The 17943-nt window shown below is 67.5% G+C and carries 15 protein-coding genes; 4 read left to right on the top strand and 11 right to left on the bottom strand.

From position 1 onward, the window contains the following. Positions 1-4: 4 nt before the first annotated feature. From ACPTTF_RS06405 to ACPTTF_RS06390, 4 genes are all read right to left on the bottom strand, one after another. A complete protein-coding gene (locus tag ACPTTF_RS06405) occupies positions 5-295 on the bottom strand; it encodes a hypothetical protein (protein ID WP_166957847.1) in 291 nt (96 codons plus the stop codon). Positions 296-400: 105 nt separating this feature from the next. Then, a complete protein-coding gene (locus ACPTTF_RS06400) occupies positions 401-1423 on the bottom strand; it encodes a histone deacetylase family protein (RefSeq protein ID WP_423370612.1) in 1023 nt (340 codons plus the stop codon). Between the two features lie 49 nt (positions 1424-1472). Next, entirely contained in the window at positions 1473-2744 is a 1272-nt protein-coding gene (locus ACPTTF_RS06395; RefSeq protein ID WP_423370611.1) for a Zn-dependent hydrolase, read from the bottom strand. Positions 2745-2775: 31 nt separating this feature from the next. Further along, positions 2776-4086, bottom strand: a complete 1311-nt coding sequence (locus ACPTTF_RS06390; RefSeq protein ID WP_423370610.1) for an MFS transporter — start codon at positions 4084-4086, stop codon at positions 2776-2778. A gap of 190 nt (positions 4087-4276) precedes the next feature. Here ACPTTF_RS06390 and ACPTTF_RS06385 point away from each other — a divergent pair, with 190 nt between their 5' ends. Then, positions 4277-5233, top strand: a complete 957-nt coding sequence (locus tag ACPTTF_RS06385; RefSeq protein WP_423370609.1) for a LysR family transcriptional regulator — start codon at positions 4277-4279, stop codon at positions 5231-5233. 58 nt (positions 5234-5291) lie between these two features. Here the strand turns inward: ACPTTF_RS06385 and ACPTTF_RS06380 are convergent, their stop codons facing one another. From ACPTTF_RS06380 to speB, 5 genes are all read right to left on the bottom strand, one after another. Continuing rightward, positions 5292-6362, bottom strand: coding sequence for a porin (locus ACPTTF_RS06380; protein ID WP_423370608.1), 1071 nt, complete (start codon positions 6360-6362; stop codon positions 5292-5294). Between the two features lie 160 nt (positions 6363-6522). Further along, entirely contained in the window at positions 6523-7953 is a 1431-nt protein-coding gene (locus tag ACPTTF_RS06375) for a purine-cytosine permease family protein (RefSeq protein WP_423370607.1), read from the bottom strand. A gap of 304 nt (positions 7954-8257) precedes the next feature. Next, positions 8258-8935 (bottom strand): SOS response-associated peptidase family protein, encoded by a 678-nt coding sequence (locus ACPTTF_RS06370; RefSeq protein WP_423370606.1) that lies wholly within the window; start codon positions 8933-8935, stop codon positions 8258-8260. A gap of 128 nt (positions 8936-9063) precedes the next feature. After that, the gene (locus tag ACPTTF_RS06365; RefSeq protein WP_423370605.1) at positions 9064-9528 is read right to left on the bottom strand and encodes a GNAT family N-acetyltransferase; all 465 of its coding nucleotides are present in this window, start codon (positions 9526-9528) and stop codon (positions 9064-9066) included. Beyond that, positions 9521-10489: an agmatinase gene (speB, locus tag ACPTTF_RS06360; RefSeq protein WP_423370604.1), complete on the bottom strand. Its 969-nt coding sequence runs from the start codon at positions 10487-10489 to the stop codon at positions 9521-9523. Before speB ends, ACPTTF_RS06365 begins: the two co-directional genes overlap by 8 nt. Before the next feature lie 127 nt (positions 10490-10616). Here speB and ACPTTF_RS06355 point away from each other — a divergent pair, with 127 nt between their 5' ends. Then, positions 10617-11534: a LysR family transcriptional regulator gene (locus tag ACPTTF_RS06355; RefSeq protein ID WP_423370603.1), complete on the top strand. Its 918-nt coding sequence runs from the start codon at positions 10617-10619 to the stop codon at positions 11532-11534. Between the two features lie 24 nt (positions 11535-11558). On the opposite strand, the gene ACPTTF_RS06350 is transcribed toward ACPTTF_RS06355, so the two are convergent. After that, on the bottom strand, positions 11559-12188 hold the full coding sequence (locus ACPTTF_RS06350; RefSeq protein ID WP_423370602.1) for an NAD(P)H-binding protein: 630 nt from the start codon (positions 12186-12188) through the stop codon (positions 11559-11561). A 454-nt stretch (positions 12189-12642) separates the two neighbouring features. On the opposite strand from ACPTTF_RS06350, the gene ACPTTF_RS06345 reads away from it, so the two are divergent. Together ACPTTF_RS06345 and ACPTTF_RS06340 are read left to right on the top strand one after the other, a co-directional pair. Continuing rightward, the gene (locus tag ACPTTF_RS06345; RefSeq protein WP_423370601.1) at positions 12643-16230 is read left to right on the top strand and encodes an ESPR-type extended signal peptide-containing protein; all 3588 of its coding nucleotides are present in this window, start codon (positions 12643-12645) and stop codon (positions 16228-16230) included. 59 nt (positions 16231-16289) lie between these two features. Continuing rightward, positions 16290-16463, top strand: coding sequence for a hypothetical protein (locus tag ACPTTF_RS06340; protein ID WP_423370600.1), 174 nt, complete (start codon positions 16290-16292; stop codon positions 16461-16463). Between the two features lie 88 nt (positions 16464-16551). Here ACPTTF_RS06340 and lpdA read toward each other — a convergent pair whose 3' ends face one another. Further along, complete coding sequence (gene lpdA / locus ACPTTF_RS06335; protein WP_423370599.1) at positions 16552-17943, bottom strand: dihydrolipoyl dehydrogenase; 1392 nt, start codon at positions 17941-17943, stop codon at positions 16552-16554.

Genomic DNA, 17943 nt, shown 5'->3' with positions numbered 1-17943 from the left:
CCGTTCAGAACGTGACGGTCCATGCGGGCAGCGCGCCCGTGCCGACGCTGCGCGGTGCCGACCGCACATCGGGCAGCGTCGCGTGGCTGAGCACGAACGGCGTGCCGTGCATGCAACTGACGCTCGGCATGCCGGCATCGGCAGCCGCCTGCGGCGCACCGGCGTCGATCGTGCAGGTTTCCGGAATGGTGAGACTGACTCGCAGCGGAATCGACGGCTCCGCCGCGCTCGCGAGCGACCCTGCGCCCAGCACCGCGATCGCGATCGCACCGCGTGCGATTTGGCCGGCTGTCATCGTGCGGCCCTCCTTCGTTCATCCATCCATGCAGATGCGCGAATTATCCGCATGCGCGCGGAAAACCTCAATCCGCACGCACACGATCGAGCCCCGCCGCACCGGTCAGCGCGCGGCGGCGAACCCGCCGAAAAACGCGCGCGCGTTGGCCTCGAGGCTTTCGAGGTGATAACCGCCTTCCTGCACGATCACCGTCGGCAACCCGAGTGCGCCGATCGCGCCGCCGAGCCGCCCGAAACCGTCGGTCGTGACGGCAACCTGCGATTGCGGATCGTCCTTGTAGATATCGAAGCCGAGCGCGAGCACGAGCGCATCGGGCTGGAACCGCGCGAGCGCGCGCAGCGCATCGTCGAGCCGCGCGAAGAACGCCGACTCCGGCGCGCCGTGCGGCATCGGCAGGTTGAGGTTGAAACCGTCGCCAGCCCCCGTGCCCGTCTCTTCCTCGTAGCCCGCGACGACCGGGTAGAAGTTGGTCGGGTCGCCGTGGATCGACGCGTACAGCACGTCGTCGCGGCCGTAGAAGATCTCCTGCACGCCCTGCCCGTGATGCATGTCGGTGTCGAGGATCGCGACCCGGCGATGGCGGCCGAGCAGCGACTGCGCGGCGATCGCCGCATTGTTCAGGTAGCAGAAGCCGCCGGCCGCGTCGCGGCGCGCGTGATGGCCGGGCGGCCGGCACAGCGCGTACGCGTCGCGCGCGCCGTCGTTGACGTCGGCCGCAGCCGCCAGCGCACTCTGCGCGGACCAGTACGCGGCGCGCCACGTGTTCGCACCGACCGGGCAACTGCCGTCGGCGAGGTAGCGCGCGGCTTTCGCGAGCACGCCGCGCAGCGGGTTCGGGTCTCGCACGAACACGTTCGACATCACTTCGTCGCCCCAGTCGTCGGGCATCCGCTTCCAGTCGCGGTGCGCTTCTTCCAGAAAGCGCAGGTAGTTCATGTCGTGCACGGCCGCGATCGGCGCGGTGCCGCGGTCGGCCGGCTCGCGCACGTCGAAGTCGAGCGACCGGACGGCCGCGACGAGCCGCGCCGCGCGCTCGGGCACTTCCTGCGGCTCACGCATCCGGCCGCGCGACAGGTAGCTGTGCGGATGGTGCAGCAACTGCTCGGGATGGAAATAGGTGTTCATTGTCTGCCCTCGTCGGTTGTTCGATCTGTCGATTTATCGGTGCGCGGTGTCACGCAACCTGCGTGGTGGCCGCCACGGCAACGCTCGCCGCGACGCCGGCGCGCGCGAGCACCGCATGAAGCAGCACGTTCGTGCCGCGCGTCACGTCGGCGGGCAGTGCATCCTCGGCTTCGTTGTGCGACAGGCCGTCGACGCACGGGATGAACACCATCGCGGTCGGGACGCGGCGCGCGAGCAGGATCGCGTCGTGCCCGGCGCCGCTGACGATCCGCTCGTTCGTATAGCCGAACGCGGCGGCCGCCTGCGCGACCCGCTCGACACAGTCGCGATCGAACGGCGTCGCCGGGCTGCGCCAGCAGGTGTCGATCGCGACCTGCACGCCGCGCGCGGCGGCGACACGTGCGCACGCATCGCGCAGTTCGCGCTCCATCGCATCGACTTGCGCATCGTCGTGATGACGGAGATCGACCGTGAACGTCACGTCGCCGGCAATGGTGTTGCGCGACGCGTTGCGGATGCCGACCTGCCCGATCGTCGCGAGCCCGCGCGGCGCGTGACCGGCGACGATCCGTTCGAGTTCGAGCGCCATCTGCGCGCTCGCGAAATACGCGTCCTTGCGATACGGCATCGGCGTCGTGCCCGCATGCGCGGCCACGCCCGTCACCGTCACGTCGAGCCAGCGGATCGCCTGCCCGCCCGTGACGATGCCGATCGTCGTGCCGTTCGCCTCCAGCACGGGGCCCTGTTCGATATGCGCCTCGAAGTACGCATCGACCGCGCCGCCCGTCGCACGCGTGCCGCGATAACCGCATGCGTCCAGTGCCGCGCCGAGCGTGAGCCCGTCGGCGTCCTGCTTCGCGAGCGCATCGTCGAGCGGCAATGCACCCGTGAACACGGCCGAGCCGAGCATCGCCGGTGCGAAGCGCGCACCCTCCTCGTTGGTCCACGACACGATTTCCAGCGGCTTGCCGGTCGCGATGCCAGCGTCGTTCAGCGTGCGTACGAGTTCGAGCGCGGCGAGCACGCCATAGACGCCGTCGAACCGGCCGCCTTCGGGCTGCGTGTCGAGATGGCTGCCGATCAGCACCGGCGCGGCCTGCGCATCGACGCCGTCGCGCCGCGCAAACAGGTTGCCGACTGCGTCGACGCTCACCGTCATCCCCGCATCGCGACACCACTGCGCGAACAGGTCGCGCCCGCGACGATCGTCGTCGGTGAGCGCAAGGCGCCGCACGCCGCCGCGCGGCGTCGCGCCGATCCGCGCCATGTCCGCCAGGCTCTGCCACAAACGGGCGCCGTCGATTTCCAGCAGGTCTTTCATGTGCACTCCGGATGAAATCTTTGGTTGAGGTTCACTGCGAGCCGAGCGCTTCGGCGGCGGCCGGCCGCGCCGCGCGGCGGGCGTCGATCGCGACGATGGAGAGCAGCGAGATGCCGGCCAGGCACGTGTAGAACACCGCGAGCGGCCACCACTGGCCTGCGAAGCGATGCGCAAGCCACGTGCCGACGAGCGGCGTCAGCCCGCCCGCGATCGCGCCGCAGATCTGGTAGGCCAGCGAGATCGCCGAATAGCGCACGTGCGCCGGAAACACCTCGCTCACGAAACCCGCGATCACCGAATAGAAGCCGGCCATGCAGACCACCGCGAGTGCGATGCCTGCAATCAGCGACGCAGACGTGCCGCCCTGCACGAGCATGAACATCGGATAGGGCGACAGCATCGCGAGCAGCGCCGCGAGTTTCAGGAAGCGCGCGCCGCCGATGCGCTCGGCGATCCACGCGGCGACCGGCTGCGCGAAGAACTGGATGATCGCGACCGCGAACAGGCTGTCGAGGATCAGCGATCGCGAGACGCCCACGTACTGCGTCGTGTACGCGATCATGAACGTGTTCGTGAAATAGACGCCCGCGATGCCGATCGTGTTCGCGCCGATGCAGAGCAGCACGAGCCCCGACGCGGAGCGGAACACTTCCGCAACCGGCAGCTTCACCGTGCGGTTGGCTTCCTTCACGCGCGCGAATTCCGGCGACTCGTTCACGCCGAGCCGGATCAGGATGCCGACCACGAGCAGCACCGAACTCGCGAGAAACGGCAGGCGCCAGCCCCACGCGAGGAAGTCCGCCTTGTCCATCGACGTGACCGCGCGGAACGCGATCAGCGACAGGATCAGCCCGGCCGGGCTGCCGAGCTGCGCGAACGACGCGAAGAACGTGCGGCGCCCCTGCGGCGCATGCTCGCCCGCCATCAGCACCGCGCCGCCCCATTCGCCACCGACCGCGATCCCCTGCACCACGCGCAGCGCAACGAGCAGCACCGGCGCGAGCACGCCGACCTTCGAATAATCGGGCAGCAGCCCGACGCAGACGGTCGCCACGCCCATCATCATCAGCGTCGTCATCAGCGCCTTCTTGCGGCCGATGCGATCGCCGAGGTGCCCGAAGATCACGCCGCCGAGCGGCCGCGCGAAGAAGCCGACCGCGAACGTCGCGAACGACGCCATCGTGCTGACGAACGGGTCGTGCGACGGGAAATAGAGTTCGCCGAACACGAGCGCGGCGGCGGTCGCGTAGATGTAGAAGTCGTACCACTCGATCATCGTGCCGATGAACGCGGCCGTCGCGGCGCGTCCCGGCTGGCGGGCGGAAGGAAGGGACTGGGTCATGCGGGCTCCTGACGCGCGCCGCTACGGAGCGACGCGCAATATCGTGTGACGGCCGTCTGTCGCGGCCTTGCGCCGCACGCTGCGGCACCCCTCCTTTATCGGCGACCGCAAATCATTAGTCAAATTTCAAGTTATTATTCGCCGTATAAATTCAACTAATGTCCGCCTTGACGCCTCGCCCGGAGACCCGATGCGCCCCGACCTCGCCCCATTCCTGAACGACCGTCTCGACTGGAACCTGCTGCGCACCTACCTCGTCATCGTGCAGGAGCGCAGCGTGAGCCGCGCGGCCGCACGCCTGCACGTCACGCAGCCGGCCGTGAGCCAGGCATTGCGGCGGCTCGAGGACACGCTCGAGCGCAAGCTGATCGAGCGGCGCGGCACGCACTTCGCGCCGACGCCTGCCGGCGAAGCCGTGTACCGGATCGCGAGCGACATCTACGGCGGCATCTCGCGCCTCGAAACCGAAATCGACGACAGCACGGCCGACCTGACCGGTTCGATCCGGCTGCTGACGGTGAGCCGCATCGAGTCGCCCGTCTACGATGAATTCCTCGCGGAATTCCATCGCGCGTATCCGCGCATCGACCTGCAGATCGAGGTGATGCGCTCGTCGGACATTCTTTCTTCACTGCTGCAGAAGACCGCCACGGCCGGGCTCGGCCTGTGCCGCACGCCGCACGACAAGCTGGAGATGCGCTGCTTCCTGCGCCAGCGCTACGCGATCTACTGCGGCCGCCATCACCGGCTGTTCGGGCAGACGCAACTGCGCATGGACGATCTGCTCGCCGAGAATTTCGTGTCGTTCACGAGCGACCAGATCGGCGACAGCCTGTCGCCGCTCACCGTGTTTCGCGACCAGAAAGGCTTCACGGGCCGCATCGTCGCCTCGTCGCCGAGCCTCGAGGAAGTGCGGCGACTGATCTTCGCGGGTTACGGGATCGGCTGCCTGCCGGAACACATCGTGCGCGACGACATCGCCCAGCAGCGGCTGTGGCGGCTGCCGCCCGACGACGGGCTCGTCGATGTCGACGTGTTCCTGCTGTGGCACCGCGATCGCAAGATGAACGCGGCCGAGCACGCGTTTCTCGACGCGATGGAGCGCTGCATGCAGCGCCATTCGCTGGCGGAGCGGCTGGGGAAGTAGCGGCGCGAGCGCGCCGGAGGAAAGCGCCGGGCGCACACGGCCCGGCGCGTCGGCAACGTCAGAAGCGATGCACGATGCCGAGCTGCACGCCGCGCGCATTCGCGCCCGGATACGCGAGCGGCAAGCCGGGGTTCGCCGCACCGGCAAGCGTGTAGCCGGCCTGGTTGCGGTTGCGCAGGTACGACAGCGCGCCGTAGAAGCTCGTGCGCTTCGACAGGTCGTACTCGTACATCAGCCCGAGCTGGTCCGCATTGTTGCCCTGCGACGACTGGTCATGCAGATACGCGTAGCCGAGCGCCACGTAGTTCGCCGGATTGAACTGGTATTTGACCGACAGCCCGTACACGCGCGAATCGATGCCGAGATCGGCCCACTTCACCGCGGAGAAGCCGCCGTACACGGTGGCCTTGCCGATCTCGTACGACGCGCCGGCCATGATCGTGCGATCGGTGGTGGTCGCCGTCGCGTTCTTCAGCCACTGGCCCGCGACGAACGCGCCGAACGGCCCGTGTTCGTAAGTCAGGTCGAACTGCTGGCTGGAACCTGCCGAGCGCACGCCGCCTGCATCGCCGAACCCGAAGTACAACCCGCCCTGGAAGCCCGCGATTTCAGGGCTCTGGTACGACAGCGTATTGCTGGTGCGGAACGCGAATACGGTCAGGTTGTCCATGCCGGACGCCTGTGTGACTCCGCCGAACGCATCCTGTCCACCCTGGTCGTTGAACAGCGGCGAATTCTGGCGGCCCGCGCGCACCTTGCCCCACTGCCCTGCAATGCCGACCCACGCCTGCCGGTTGAACAGGCTGCCGGAACTCGCCAGCGAGCCGTCGTTCGGGTTGAAGCCGTTTTCCAGCGCGAACTCGATTTTCTGCCCGCCGCCGATATCCTCGCCGCCCTTCAGCCCGAACCGGCTGCCCCACTGGCCGCCCGAACCGATCGCCGCCGTATAGCCGTTGCCCGTATTCACGTATTGCGCGAACTCGTCGATCACGCCGTACAGCGTGACGCCGTCCTGCGCGAGCGCCGTGCCCGATCCGGCAATACACGCCGCCGCCACCGTCATGCGAAGACCGGCGCGCACCATCCACACCCGCGAATCGCTGCCGCGGGCTGTCATTTGTTTAGTCATACTATTCAATGGCCTGAGAATGAAACGACACCGCGCGCGGCAGTCGCGCCGCACCGGCATCGCGGAAAAGGAAACGTGGGGAAGAGCCCGGCGCAGGCAGCGCCCGGCTCGTGCGGCATTCAGGCCGGCAGTCGGCCGGCCCGATGCGCGTGACGTGTCGTCAGTGGTGAACTTCGCCGCGTTCGAGCGGCAGGATCAGGCGTTCGGGAATGCTGCGGCGCGACGCACGTGCGCCGATGTAATACAGCACGGCCGGCACGATCAGGCCGAGGATCCACGAGATGTCGGTGCCGCCGAGCGCGTCGACGAGCGGCCCCGTGTAGATGTGCGTCGACATGAACGGCAGTTGCACGAGGATGCCGACCACGTAGATCGTGATCGCCATCACGTTCCAGCGGCCGTAGCGGCCGTTCGGATCGGACAGCGCCGGCACGTCGTAGCGCGAGCGCGTGAAGCAGTAGTAGTCGACCAGGTTGATCGCGCTCCACGGCGTGAAGAACGCGAGCAGGAACAGGATGAACGCGGTGAATTCCTTCAGGAACGAATGGCGGCCCGCGAGCGCGATGAGCGTGGATACGCAGATCATCCCGAAGATGTACACGAGGCGGCTCTTCGACGACACGGCGCCCTTGCCGCGAAAACCGCTGACGATCGTCGCCATCGACATGAAGCTGCCGTACGCGTTGAGCGCCGTCACCGTCACCTTGCCGAACGCGATGCTGAAGTACAGCAGTGCGGCCACGGCGCCCGTCGAGCCGAGGCCGACGATATACGCCACTTCATGGTGCGCGAACTGGCCGCCGGCCAGCGCGGCCGCGAATACGCCGAACACCATCGCCGCCTGCGCGCCGATCACCGAGCCCAGGCCGACCGCGAGAAACGTCGCGACCGACGAGGTCGAACGCGGCAGGTAGCGCGAATAGTCGGCAACGTACGGGCCGAACGCGATCTGCCACGACGCGGACAGCGACATCGACAGCAGGAAGCTCGCGAGCGAGAAATGCTTGTTCGCGAGCAGCGCGCCGATGTCGTGGTTCGCGAACAGCTGCGTGAACATGTAGACGAACGCGGCGATGCCGACCACGCTCGCGATCCGGCCGACGGCATGGATCGCGCGATAGCCGAACACGGTCAGCACGACGATCACGGCCGCGAACAGCAGGATGCCGGCCGCGTCGTCGATGTTCAGCAACTGCGCGACGGCCTGCCCGGCCAGCACCGAGCCGCTCGCGGAAAAGCCGATGTACATCAGGCACACGAGCACGATCGGGATCATCGCGCCATAGACGCCGAACTGCACACGGCTCGAGATCATCTGCGGCAACCCGAGCTGCGGCCCCTGCGCGCCATGCAGCGCCATCACCGCGCCGCCGATGAACTGGCCGAGCAACAGCGCGACCAGCGACCAGAACACGTCGCCGCCGAGCACGACGGCGAGCGCGCCCGTGACGATGGCCGTGATCTGCATGTTGGCCGACAGCCACAGGGTGAACTGGCTCAGCAAGCCGCCATGGCGCTCGGCGTCGGGAATGAAGTCGATCGAACGGACTTCGATCAGGCCGCCGGCTTTTCCACTGGGATTCGTTGACACGGGGAAATCTCCAAAATACTCAGGATCACAAATGATTTGAACGAGATGGGAATCTGCGAGCCGCCCTTTTCGGCTCTGCGGGTGCGGGGCGCCGTGGATCGCCGGCATGCGCCACGCACGCACGGTTTGCGCACTGGCGCGCAAGCGGCACGACGTGTGCCGACATTGCCAGCGGATGATCTTGTATATACAACTTGCGAGATATCGGTGATTACCCGGTATCGGCGGATTTTCGAAATCGTCCGAATAATCAGGACATCTTCGACCGGTTTTGTCGACAGGTGGACGTCGGAATAATGAAAGCTCAGGTGCGTGCGGGTGGCGCCTGATCGGGCTCGGCCGTCATGTCGGCGGCGGGGAGCAGGCAAAGCATGCGTCGGGCTGCTTCGATGTCGCGTACGTGCAGCCACTCGTCGTAATCGTCGCGGCGCAGGATCACGACGCCCCGCTTCTCCTCGCCGGGCCGATGCATCCGCGCGAACAGCGGATGCGCGTCGGCGTTGACCGTGAGCATCGCCATGCCCACGCGTTCGTGGCCGTCTGCGCCTTCGTAGCGCCGGAAGATGCCGGCGACGCAGCACGGTTGCCAGCCGTCGACGCCGATCCGGTGCCACACGTTGCGACCGGTTTCGTAACAGGGCTCGAAGATCCAGCGCACCGGAATCAGGCAGCGCTGGCCGTTGCGCCACGCGTTGCCGTAGAGCCGCGACGAGCCGACCGTTTCCGCCCGCGCGTTCACCGTATCGAGTTTCTTCTTTTTGCGACCGGTCTCGTCAAGCCGCTCGGGCTGCATGAATTTCGGCCAGAAGCCGAACACCGCCGCGACCACCTCGAGGCCGTCGCCGTCGGCGTGCGCGACCGGCGCCGCGTAGTCGGGATACACGTCGGGCGCCCAGGGGTCGCGGCGGAACAGGTCGCCGATTCCGATCTTCAGTTCGCTGATGCCCGGGTCTTCATCGGGGGCGCGGTAGTGGGTGCACACGGCTCGGCGGACGATGGAAGCAATGTCTCCATCGTAGGTCAGCGCAGGTGCCGCGGTCGCGCCATCAATTTGTATGACGAAACAGTTTTACGAATCGACGAGGCTCCGGGTGCCTCCGACGCATGCCGTCATGCGTGCTGTCCGATCCGCAGCGTCAGGATTTCATCGCCCGCGTCGTCGAGCGTGCCCGTCGGCGTCCAGCCCAGATGCCGGTAGAAACCGTGCGAGCGCGACGCGGGATCGGTCGAGCACCCGAGAAACAGCGACGTGACACCGCTCGCGGCGAACGCGTCGATCACCTGCCGCAGCAGCCGCTTGCCGATCCCCGCCCCCTCGTACTCGGGCAGGATCGCGAGCACGACGATCTCGCCCGATTCGGTGTCGCCGAAGCAGTAGCCGACCATGCGCCCGTTCGAGCAGCAGACCCGGCCCGAGAACAGGCCGTCGCGGATACCGTCGCCCCAGCTTTCGACGGTGATGCCGAGGCCGCGCAACTGCGCCTCGGTAAATGCGTTCTCGCGCGTCTTGCCGCGCAGTTCGATGCACGCGGCCGCATCGTCGGGCACGGCGTTGCGCCATGTGAGTTCAGTCATCGTTCGATTCTTCCGTGGTGCGCCGCCGGCGGGATGCATACAGGCAGATCAGCTCCAGCGCGATCGTCGCGCCGGCCAGCGACGTGATTTCCGCATGATCATACGGCGGCGACACTTCGACCACATCCATGCCGACCAGGTTGATGCCTTCCAGGTGACGCAGGATCTCGAACGCCTGATGGCTCGACAGCCCGCCCGAGACCGGCGTACCCGTGCCCGGCGCGAATGCCGGATCGAGGCAGTCGATGTCGAATGTCAGGTACACGGGATGGTCGCCGACCCGTTCACGAATGCGCGCGGCAATCGCGGCGGGCGACGACGCATGCACATGGCGCGCATCCTGGATGTCGAAGCCCATCGGCTCGTCGTTGGTCGTGCGGATGCCGATCTGGGCCGACCGTCCGGGCACGACCCACCCTTCCCGTGCCGCGTGATAGAACATCGTCCCGTGATCGATGCGCTTGACGTCGCGGTCGGGCCACGTGTCGGTATGCGCATCGAAATGCACGAGCGACAGCGGCCCGTGCACCTTCGCGTGCGCCTTCAGCAGCGGATACGTGATGAAGTGATCGCCGCCGAGCGTCAGCATCGCGCAGCCGCGCGCGAGGATCCCGTCGGCATGCCGCTCGATCGCGCCCGGCACCGATTCGGGCTGCCCGAGATCGAACGCGCAATCGCCGTAGTCGACCGCGGCCAGCACGTCGAACGGATCGAACGACCACGGCCACGGGCGCTCCCACGCGATGCCCGTCGATGCGATCCGCAACCCGCGCGGGCCGAAACGCGTTCCGGGCCGGTGCGAGGCGGCGGAATCGAACGGCACGCCGGTGATCGCGAGGTCGACGCCGTCGAGATCGCGGCTGAAACGCCGGCGCATGAAGCTCGTCGCGCCCGCGAAGGTTGGTTCGGCCTGCGTACCGTAGAGGCTGTCGCGCGTGAATGCGAAATCGTTCTGGCTCATCGTCGGATTCCTGTCTGAAGGGGGACGGCCGCGCGGCTGGCGACCTCGTGCCCGATTCTGCCGTCGCCGCATCCGACGAAAAATATGAACTAACATAAGCCGACTTCACGAAACGCGATGTATCGCCATGCTGACCCGATTGAGAGACATGGATGTGCAACTGCTGCGGCTCTTCCTGACGATCGTCGAAAGCGGCGGCTTCAGCGCCGCGCAGGGCACGCTCGGGATGGCGCCTTCGACGATCAGCACGCAGATGGCCAAGCTCGAGACGCGTCTCGGGTTCCGGCTGTGCGATCGCGGCAAGAGCGGCTTCCGGCTGACGCCGAAAGGCGAACGCGTGCTGCACTCGACGCGGCGGCTCCTGCACGCGATGGACGTGTTCACGCGCGATACGCAGCACGTGTCGGGCACGTTGCTCGGCGAGCTGCGCATCGGGTTGTCGGAGCGACTGGCACCGGACATCGTCGAATCGATCGCGGCAGGCGTCGGCCGCTTCCGCGAACAGGCGCCGGACGTGCTGATCGAGATGATCGCGATGCCGCCCGACGAACTGGAGCGCCGGCTGCTGAAAAGTGAACTGCAACTCGCGATCGGCTATTTTTCCGGCCACCAGGCCGGCCTGCACTACGCGCCGCTGTTCGTCGAACACCAGTCGCTGCACTGCGGCGCCCGGCACCCGCTGTTTGCGAAAAAGACCGTGTCGGCCAACGACATCGCGCGCACGAGCAACGTCGCCCGGCTCTACAAGACGAACACGTCGGGTGCGGCGCTGCGCAACGCGCAGCCGACCGCGTTCTCCGAAAACGTCGACGCCGACGTGATCTTCATCCTGTCCGGCGCGCATGTCGGCTTCCTGCCCGACCATGTCGCGGCGCCGTGGATCGCAGCAGGGAAGATGCGCCGGCTGCTCGCGAGCAAGCTGAGCCATACGGTCGAATTTCAGCTCGCGACACCGAGGAACTGCGACGGCAGCGAAGCGCTGGACGCGTTCACGGCGGCGCTCGCCGAACAGTTCGACAGGCTCGACGGCTTCGCGGGTCGGTGACCGACGTGTGCCGCCCGTTGCGCGTCAGGCGAGCCGGTCCGACGCGATGACCTGCACGCCCGGCCGCGCGTCGATCGCCGCGTCGAGCAGCGCGCGGGCAATCCGCGGCGCGGGATTCACGCGCCACTTCGCCGGCAGCACGGGTCGGGCCACGTTCAACGCGAACACCATCAGCCGCTCGCCGAGCCTGAACTCGTCGCGGCTGCCGCCGATCAGGCCGGGCCGCACATAAGTGAGCGACGCGAACCCGACGCCGGCGAGCGCCTGTTCGACCTCGCCCTTCACGCGGTTGTAGAAGATGCTCGATGCCGGATCCGCACCGAGCGCGGAATTCAGGACGTAAGCCGGGGTGCCGTAGCGGTGCGCGAGCCGCGCGACCGCGAGCGGATAGTCGTGGTCGACGCGCCGGAATGCCGCCTTCGAGCCGGCGGCCCGCATCGTGGTGCCGAGCGCGCAGATCACGGCATCGGCATGCCACCAGTCGGCCGCGTCGGGCAGATGATCGAAATCGACCTCGAGCGCGCGCATCTTCGGGTGCGGCGACAACGGGCGGCGCGCGAGGACGATCACCTGATCGACCCGCGCATCGGCGAGCGCGACTTCGAGGACGTGACGCCCGACGAGTCCGGTCGCGCCGACGAGCAGCAATTTCATGTCCGGTTCTTCCGTGTGGAGCCTGCGTTGGCGGGGCGGGAGCGGCCCGGTTTCCGGCTTCCCACATGATCGTCGGCCGACTCGGCGCCGACAACCGCCCAACATCTCGAAAAGTTACAGGGCGCGCTCATTCCATATCTCTAAATTGACGCGGCACGATTCCGGCTGCTGTTGGCCCACGCTTCAATTCGTCGCACTTTTCACGCATTTTTTCTATTTTCATCGCACCCCATCTCTCCAAACCCACTCCTCTTCGATACTTGTACGACAAATAATGTCAAACAATGAAAGAAAGTGCGGTCATTTTTCGTTGTTTTACATTACAAATATATTTCAATCTGTAAGATTCGCCTCATTCGTTATCTCTTAATTCACCCGGGAACGCCCATCCAGCTGTCTTAATTCCTCAAGTCATCGTATCGCGGTGCGGCGTCCTTTTTTTCCGAGACAGACCATGAACCGCAATTTCCGTACGATCTGGAACGACGCACTGGGCGCCTGGGTCGCCACCTCCGAAACCACCCGGGCCAACGGCAAGAAAACCTCGAGCAAGGTGTCGGCGTCCGCTCGCGTGGCCGCCACCCTCTCCGTCGCCGCCGCCCTGATCCCCCTCGACAGCCTCGCCTACGTTTCCGTCGGCGGCAACACCGGCTACCAGTGCTCCGGCACGTGGGCGGCCTGCGCCGACTACTGGTCCGTCGCGATCGGCGACGAAGCGACCGCGACGCAAACCGGCAACCGCGCCGGCGCGACGACCTCGAGCTTCCTGACGGCGGTCGGCGCGCGTTCGAAGGCGACGGGCGGCACGTATGCCGCGGCCTTCGCGGCCGACGCCAATGCCACCGGCGAAGGCTCGCTCGCGATGGGCGGCAAGTCCACCGCGTCAGGCGCGAGCGGCGTCGCCGTCGGCTACCAGTCGAACGCAAGCGTCGCCAACGCGGTCGCGCTCGGCCAGGGTTCCCTCGCCGACCGCACCGGGTCGGGCACGGAGCGCTTCTCCGATGCGGCCGTCGCGTCGAACGGCGTCGTGTCCGTCGGGAGCGCCGGCGCGGAACGCCAGATCACCCGCGTCGCCGGCGGCACGCAGGACACCGATGCCGTCAACGTCCGGCAGTTGGCCGCCGTCGACACAGCGGCATCGAACGGCCTCGCGTCGCTGTCGACCGGGCTGAGCACGACCGGCACCACGATGACGTCGCTGTCGACGTCGGTCACAGCCGGCCTCAATTCGCTGTCGACCTCCACGTCGGCCGCGATCGATGCCGCGACCACCCGCTACTACAGCGTCAACGACGGCGGCAAACCGGGCGGGAACTACCACAACGACGGCGCCACCGGGCTGAACGCACTCGCGGCTGGCGTCGACGCATCGGCGGCCGGCGTGGCCGATATCGCGATCGGTATGGGCGCGGCGAGCAGCAGCGGCTCGACCGGCGCCGGCAACGTCGCGATCGGCCATGACGCCAGCGCGCTCACGCCTGGCGGCGGCTACGGCGTGGTCGCGCTCGGCGCGGGCGCGACGGCCGGCACGGGCGGCTACACGGGCGCCACCGCGATCGGCTACAAGAGCACGGCCACGGAAAACAGCACGGCGATCGGCGCGAACGCATCGTCGAGCCAGACCGGCACGGCACTCGGCCGCGCCGCGGAAGCAACCGGTCGCGGTGCGCTGGGCGCCGGCTCGTCCGCAGCCGCCACCGCGACGAGCGCGGTCGCGCTGGGCGACCGCGCGACGAGCTCGGCCGCCACCAGCGTGTCGGTCGGTGCGCAGGCCAACGCCAGCGCACAGGCCGCAAGCGCGATCGGGCCGCGTGCCGTCGCGTCGGGCGCCGGAGCGGTTGCACTCGGCGCCAGCGCAACGGCAGCCGATGCGAGCGCAGTCGCACTGGGCTCCGGTTCCGTGACGGGCGCGGCTGTCGGCACGAGCGGCGCGACGATCAACGGCACCGCGTACGACTTTGCCGGCACCGCCCCCGCGTCGACCGTCAGCGTCGGCGCCGCGGGCCGCGAGCGCACGGTCACCAACGTCGCCGCCGGCCGGCTGGCCGAGAAAAGCACCGACGCCGTGAACGGCTCGCAGCTGCACGCGACCAATGTCGAACTCACTGCAGTGGGCTCCGGCCTCACGAGCCTGTCGACGTCGACCGAATCGTCGATCGCGTCGCTGTCGTCGTCCACGTCGACGGGCCTCTCCACGACGAACGGCGCGCTCACGTCGCTGTCGACCTCGACCGCCGACAGCCTGCGCATCGTCGACAGCAACATGGCCTCGTTGTCGACCGGGCTGAGCACGACCGACAACACCGTTGCATCGCTGTCGACCGCAACGTCCACCGGTCTGTCGACGACCAATCACACGCTGGTTTCGCTGTCCACGTCCGCCTCGACCGGCATCGACACGCTCGGCAAGAACCTGACGTCGTTGTCGACCGCAACATCGACCACCGCCGGTTCCTTGTCCACCACGATCAGTACAACGAATGACAATCTCGTCTCACTGTCGACCTCGACGTCGACCGGATTCGTGTCGCTATCGACCGGCCTGAGCACGACCAACGACACGGTCACGTCGCTGTCGACGTCCACGTCGACGGGCCTCTCCACGACGAACAGCACGCTCGCGTCGTTGTCGACATCCGCGTCGACGGGCTTCCATTCGCTGTCGACCGGCCTCAGCGCGACCGACAGCACGATGACGTCGCTGTCCACGTCGACGTCGTCGGGCCTCGGCTCGCTGTCGACGAGCATCAGCTCCGTCACCGTCAACACGACGAATCTCGGCAACAGCACGGCCGATGCGCTCGGCGGCGGCGCCACATACGATCCGGCAACCGGCAAGATCACCGCGCCGTCGTACGTGACGTACAACAACGACGGCACGACGACGACCAACGCCAACGTGGGCGACGCGATCGACAACCTCAACGCAAAGGGCGCGAAGTACTTCCACGCGAACTCGACCGAGGCCGACAGCCAGGCCACCGGCGCGAACAGCGTCGCGATCGGCCCGAATGCGGTCGCCAACCTCGACAACTCGGTGGCGATCGGCAACCGTTCGGCCACCGGCGCCGCGGTCGGCGTGTCGTCGTCGACCATCGGCGGCCTGCATTTCGGCGGATATGCGGGTGCGAACCCGTTCGGCGTGTTCAGCGTCGGCTCACCGGGCCAGGAACGCCAGATCCAGAACGTCGCGGCAGGCCGCGTCAGTGCCGACAGCACCGATGCGATCAACGGCAGCCAGCTGCATGCGACCAACCTCAACGTCGCATCGCTGTCGACCGGGTTGAGCTCGACGAACAGCAATCTCGCATCGCTGTCCACGTCGACATCGACCAGCATCGGTTCGCTGTCGACCGGCCTGTCGTCGACCAACGAAGCGCTGGGCTCGCTGTCCACGTCAACGTCGACGAGCGTCACGTCGCTGTCCACCGGCCTGTCGACGACCAACGAGCGCGTGTCGTCGCTGTCGACCAGCGTGACGAACATCAACACGCAAATCAACAACCTGTCGACGTCGGCCTCGCGCAACACCGGCATCACGGCCGACATGAACGGCTCGGGCACCGATGCGCCGACCGTCGCGGCCGGCTCCAACTCGGTCGCGATCGGCGCGAACTCGAACGACAGCGGCCGCTCGAACGTGGTCTCGGTCGGCAACGCGGAACAGCAGCGCCAGATCGTCAACGTCGCACCGGGCACGCAGGGCACCGACGCGGTCAACCTGAACCAGCTGACGATGGCGACCGAATCGGCGAACCGCTACACCGACCAGCGGGTCGGCGCGATTCAGCAAGGCGTGAACGATCTCGCACGCAACGCATATTCGGGGATCGCGATCGCCGGCGCGCTCGCGGGGATGCCGCAGGTCGATCCGGGCAAGGTCGTCTCGGTCGGCGCCGGGTTCGGCAACTACGGTGGTTACACGGCAATCGCGGTTGGCGGCAGCGCGCGGATCACGCAGAACACCGTGATCAAGCTCGGTGTCGGCACCGTGAACGGTTCGCGCATGATGGTCAACGGCGGGATCGGGCATTCGTGGTGATGCCGCGCGGGCCGGCGCGAACGCGGCCGGCCCGCCCCGCCGCGGCAAAGACAAAGCCCGTGAGCACCCGGTTGCTCGCGCGCATTCACCGCGTGCCGGTCAGCGTGACGATGCTGGAGAACGCGGGCCACTATCCGCTCGAACAGCCGGGGCTGTCGCAGATGGTCGATGCGATCGACGCGTTCTATCGCAAGGTGACGGCGGAACACGTCGACTACCGCGCGCCGTCATGACGAACGGCGCACGTGCCGGCACAGAAACAGGCACAGAAGCCGCCGATGCGCGCGTTGCGCATCGGTGGCTTTTTGTCACGAGCGCCCGTCAGACATGCAGCGCATGCCCGAGCGCACGCAGCGCAGCCTCCTGCAGTGCTTCACCCAGCGTCGGATGCGCATGGATCGTGCCGCCGATGTCTTCCAGCCGCGCCCCCATCTCCAGCGACTGCGAGAACGCCGCCGCCAGTTCCGACACGCCGCGCCCGACGGCCTGCCAGCCGACGATCAGGTGGTTGTCGCGGCGCGCCACGACACGCACGAACCCGTCGGTCGCCTGCAGCGTCATCGCACGCCCGTTCGCCGCGAACGGGAACGACGCGCTCAGGCAATCAACGCCGGCCGCATGCGCATCGTCCGGCGACCAGCCGGCCGTCACGATCTCGGGATCGGTGAAGCACACGGCCGGAATCGACGCCGGCACGAACTGGCGGCGCCGGCCGGCAATCAGCTCGGCGACCATCTCGCCTTGCGCCATTGCGCGATGCGCGAGCATCGGCTCGCCGGCGACATCGCCGATCGCCCACACGTTGCGCATCGACGTCCGGCATTCATCGTCGATCCGTAACGCACGGCCGTTGCGATCGAGCTGCAGCGTCTCCAGCCCGAATCCGTCGACGCGCGGCCGGCGGCCGACGGCCACGAGCACGCGATCGGCCGGCAGCGTCTGCTCGGCGCCGTCGGCGGCCTGCACGCGCACCGCGCCTTTCTCCCCCAGCCCGAGCACCTTGTGGCCGAGCCACAGCCGGACACCGAGCCGCGCGAGCGAATCGGCGACCGGCCGCGAGAGTTCGGCATCGTACGCAGGCAGCACACGTTCGGCCGCTTCGACGATGCTGACGTCGACACCGAGCTTGCGATAGACGATCCCGAGTTCGAGCCCGATATACCCGGCCCCGACGACGACCAGCCGTTTCGGCAACGTCGCGGGCGACAGCGCCTCGGTGGACGACACGACGTGCCCGCCGAACGGCATCGTCGGCAGTTCGACCGGCTCGGAACCGGTCGCGAGCAACAGGTGTTCGCAACTGATCCGCACCGAGTGGCCACCGGTGACGACATCGACGGTCTTGCCGTCGACCACCTGTGCATCGCCGTGCAGCACGCGCACGCCGTTCTTCTTGAGCAGCGCGCCGACGCCGCGCGTGAGCCGGTCGACGATGCCGTCCTTCCATGCGACGCTCTTTGCGATGTCGATCTCGGGCGTGTGCACGCGAATCCCGAGTGCGCCCTCACCTGCGTGGCCGCACGCCTGTTCGAACGCATCGGCCACGTGGATCAGCGCCTTCGACGGAATGCAGCCGATGTTCAGGCAGGTGCCGCCGAGCCGGTCGCGCTCAACGAGCACGGTCGGGATGCCGAGTTGGCCGGCACGAATCGCGGCGACATAGCCGCCCGGGCCGCCGCCGATCACAAGCAGCGTGGTGTGTTCGTTCTTCAT

Origin of the sequence: Burkholderia crassaminum (genome assembly GCF_964265005.1) — a bacterium.
In the GTDB taxonomy this organism is placed as follows: Bacteria; Pseudomonadota; Gammaproteobacteria; order Burkholderiales; family Burkholderiaceae; genus Burkholderia.
This window is presented reverse-complemented; position numbering and strand designations above follow the sequence as displayed.

Bases quoted from the DNA above. Each gene is read 5' to 3' on its own strand.
- ACPTTF_RS06405 (WP_166957847.1), bottom strand. From the start codon at position 295: ATGACAGCCGGCCAAATCGCACGCGGTGCGATCGCGATCGCGGTGCTG.
- ACPTTF_RS06400 (WP_423370612.1), bottom strand. From the start codon at position 1,423: ATGAACACCTATTTCCATCCCGAGCAGTTGCTGCACCATCCGCACAGC.
- ACPTTF_RS06395 (WP_423370611.1), bottom strand. From the start codon at position 2,744: ATGAAAGACCTGCTGGAAATCGACGGCGCCCGTTTGTGGCAGAGCCTG.
- ACPTTF_RS06390 (WP_423370610.1), bottom strand. From the start codon at position 4,086: ATGACCCAGTCCCTTCCTTCCGCCCGCCAGCCGGGACGCGCCGCGACG.
- ACPTTF_RS06385 (WP_423370609.1), top strand. From the start codon at position 4,277: ATGCGCCCCGACCTCGCCCCATTCCTGAACGACCGTCTCGACTGGAAC.
- ACPTTF_RS06380 (WP_423370608.1), bottom strand. From the start codon at position 6,362: ATGACTAAACAAATGACAGCCCGCGGCAGCGATTCGCGGGTGTGGATG.
- ACPTTF_RS06365 (WP_423370605.1), bottom strand. From the start codon at position 9,528: ATGACTGAACTCACATGGCGCAACGCCGTGCCCGACGATGCGGCCGCG.
- speB (WP_423370604.1), bottom strand. From the start codon at position 10,489: ATGAGCCAGAACGATTTCGCATTCACGCGCGACAGCCTCTACGGTACG.
- ACPTTF_RS06355 (WP_423370603.1), top strand. From the start codon at position 10,617: ATGCTGACCCGATTGAGAGACATGGATGTGCAACTGCTGCGGCTCTTC.
- ACPTTF_RS06350 (WP_423370602.1), bottom strand. From the start codon at position 12,188: ATGAAATTGCTGCTCGTCGGCGCGACCGGACTCGTCGGGCGTCACGTC.
- ACPTTF_RS06345 (WP_423370601.1), top strand. From the start codon at position 12,643: ATGAACCGCAATTTCCGTACGATCTGGAACGACGCACTGGGCGCCTGG.
- lpdA (WP_423370599.1), bottom strand. From the start codon at position 17,943: ATGAAGAACGAACACACCACGCTGCTTGTGATCGGCGGCGGCCCGGGC.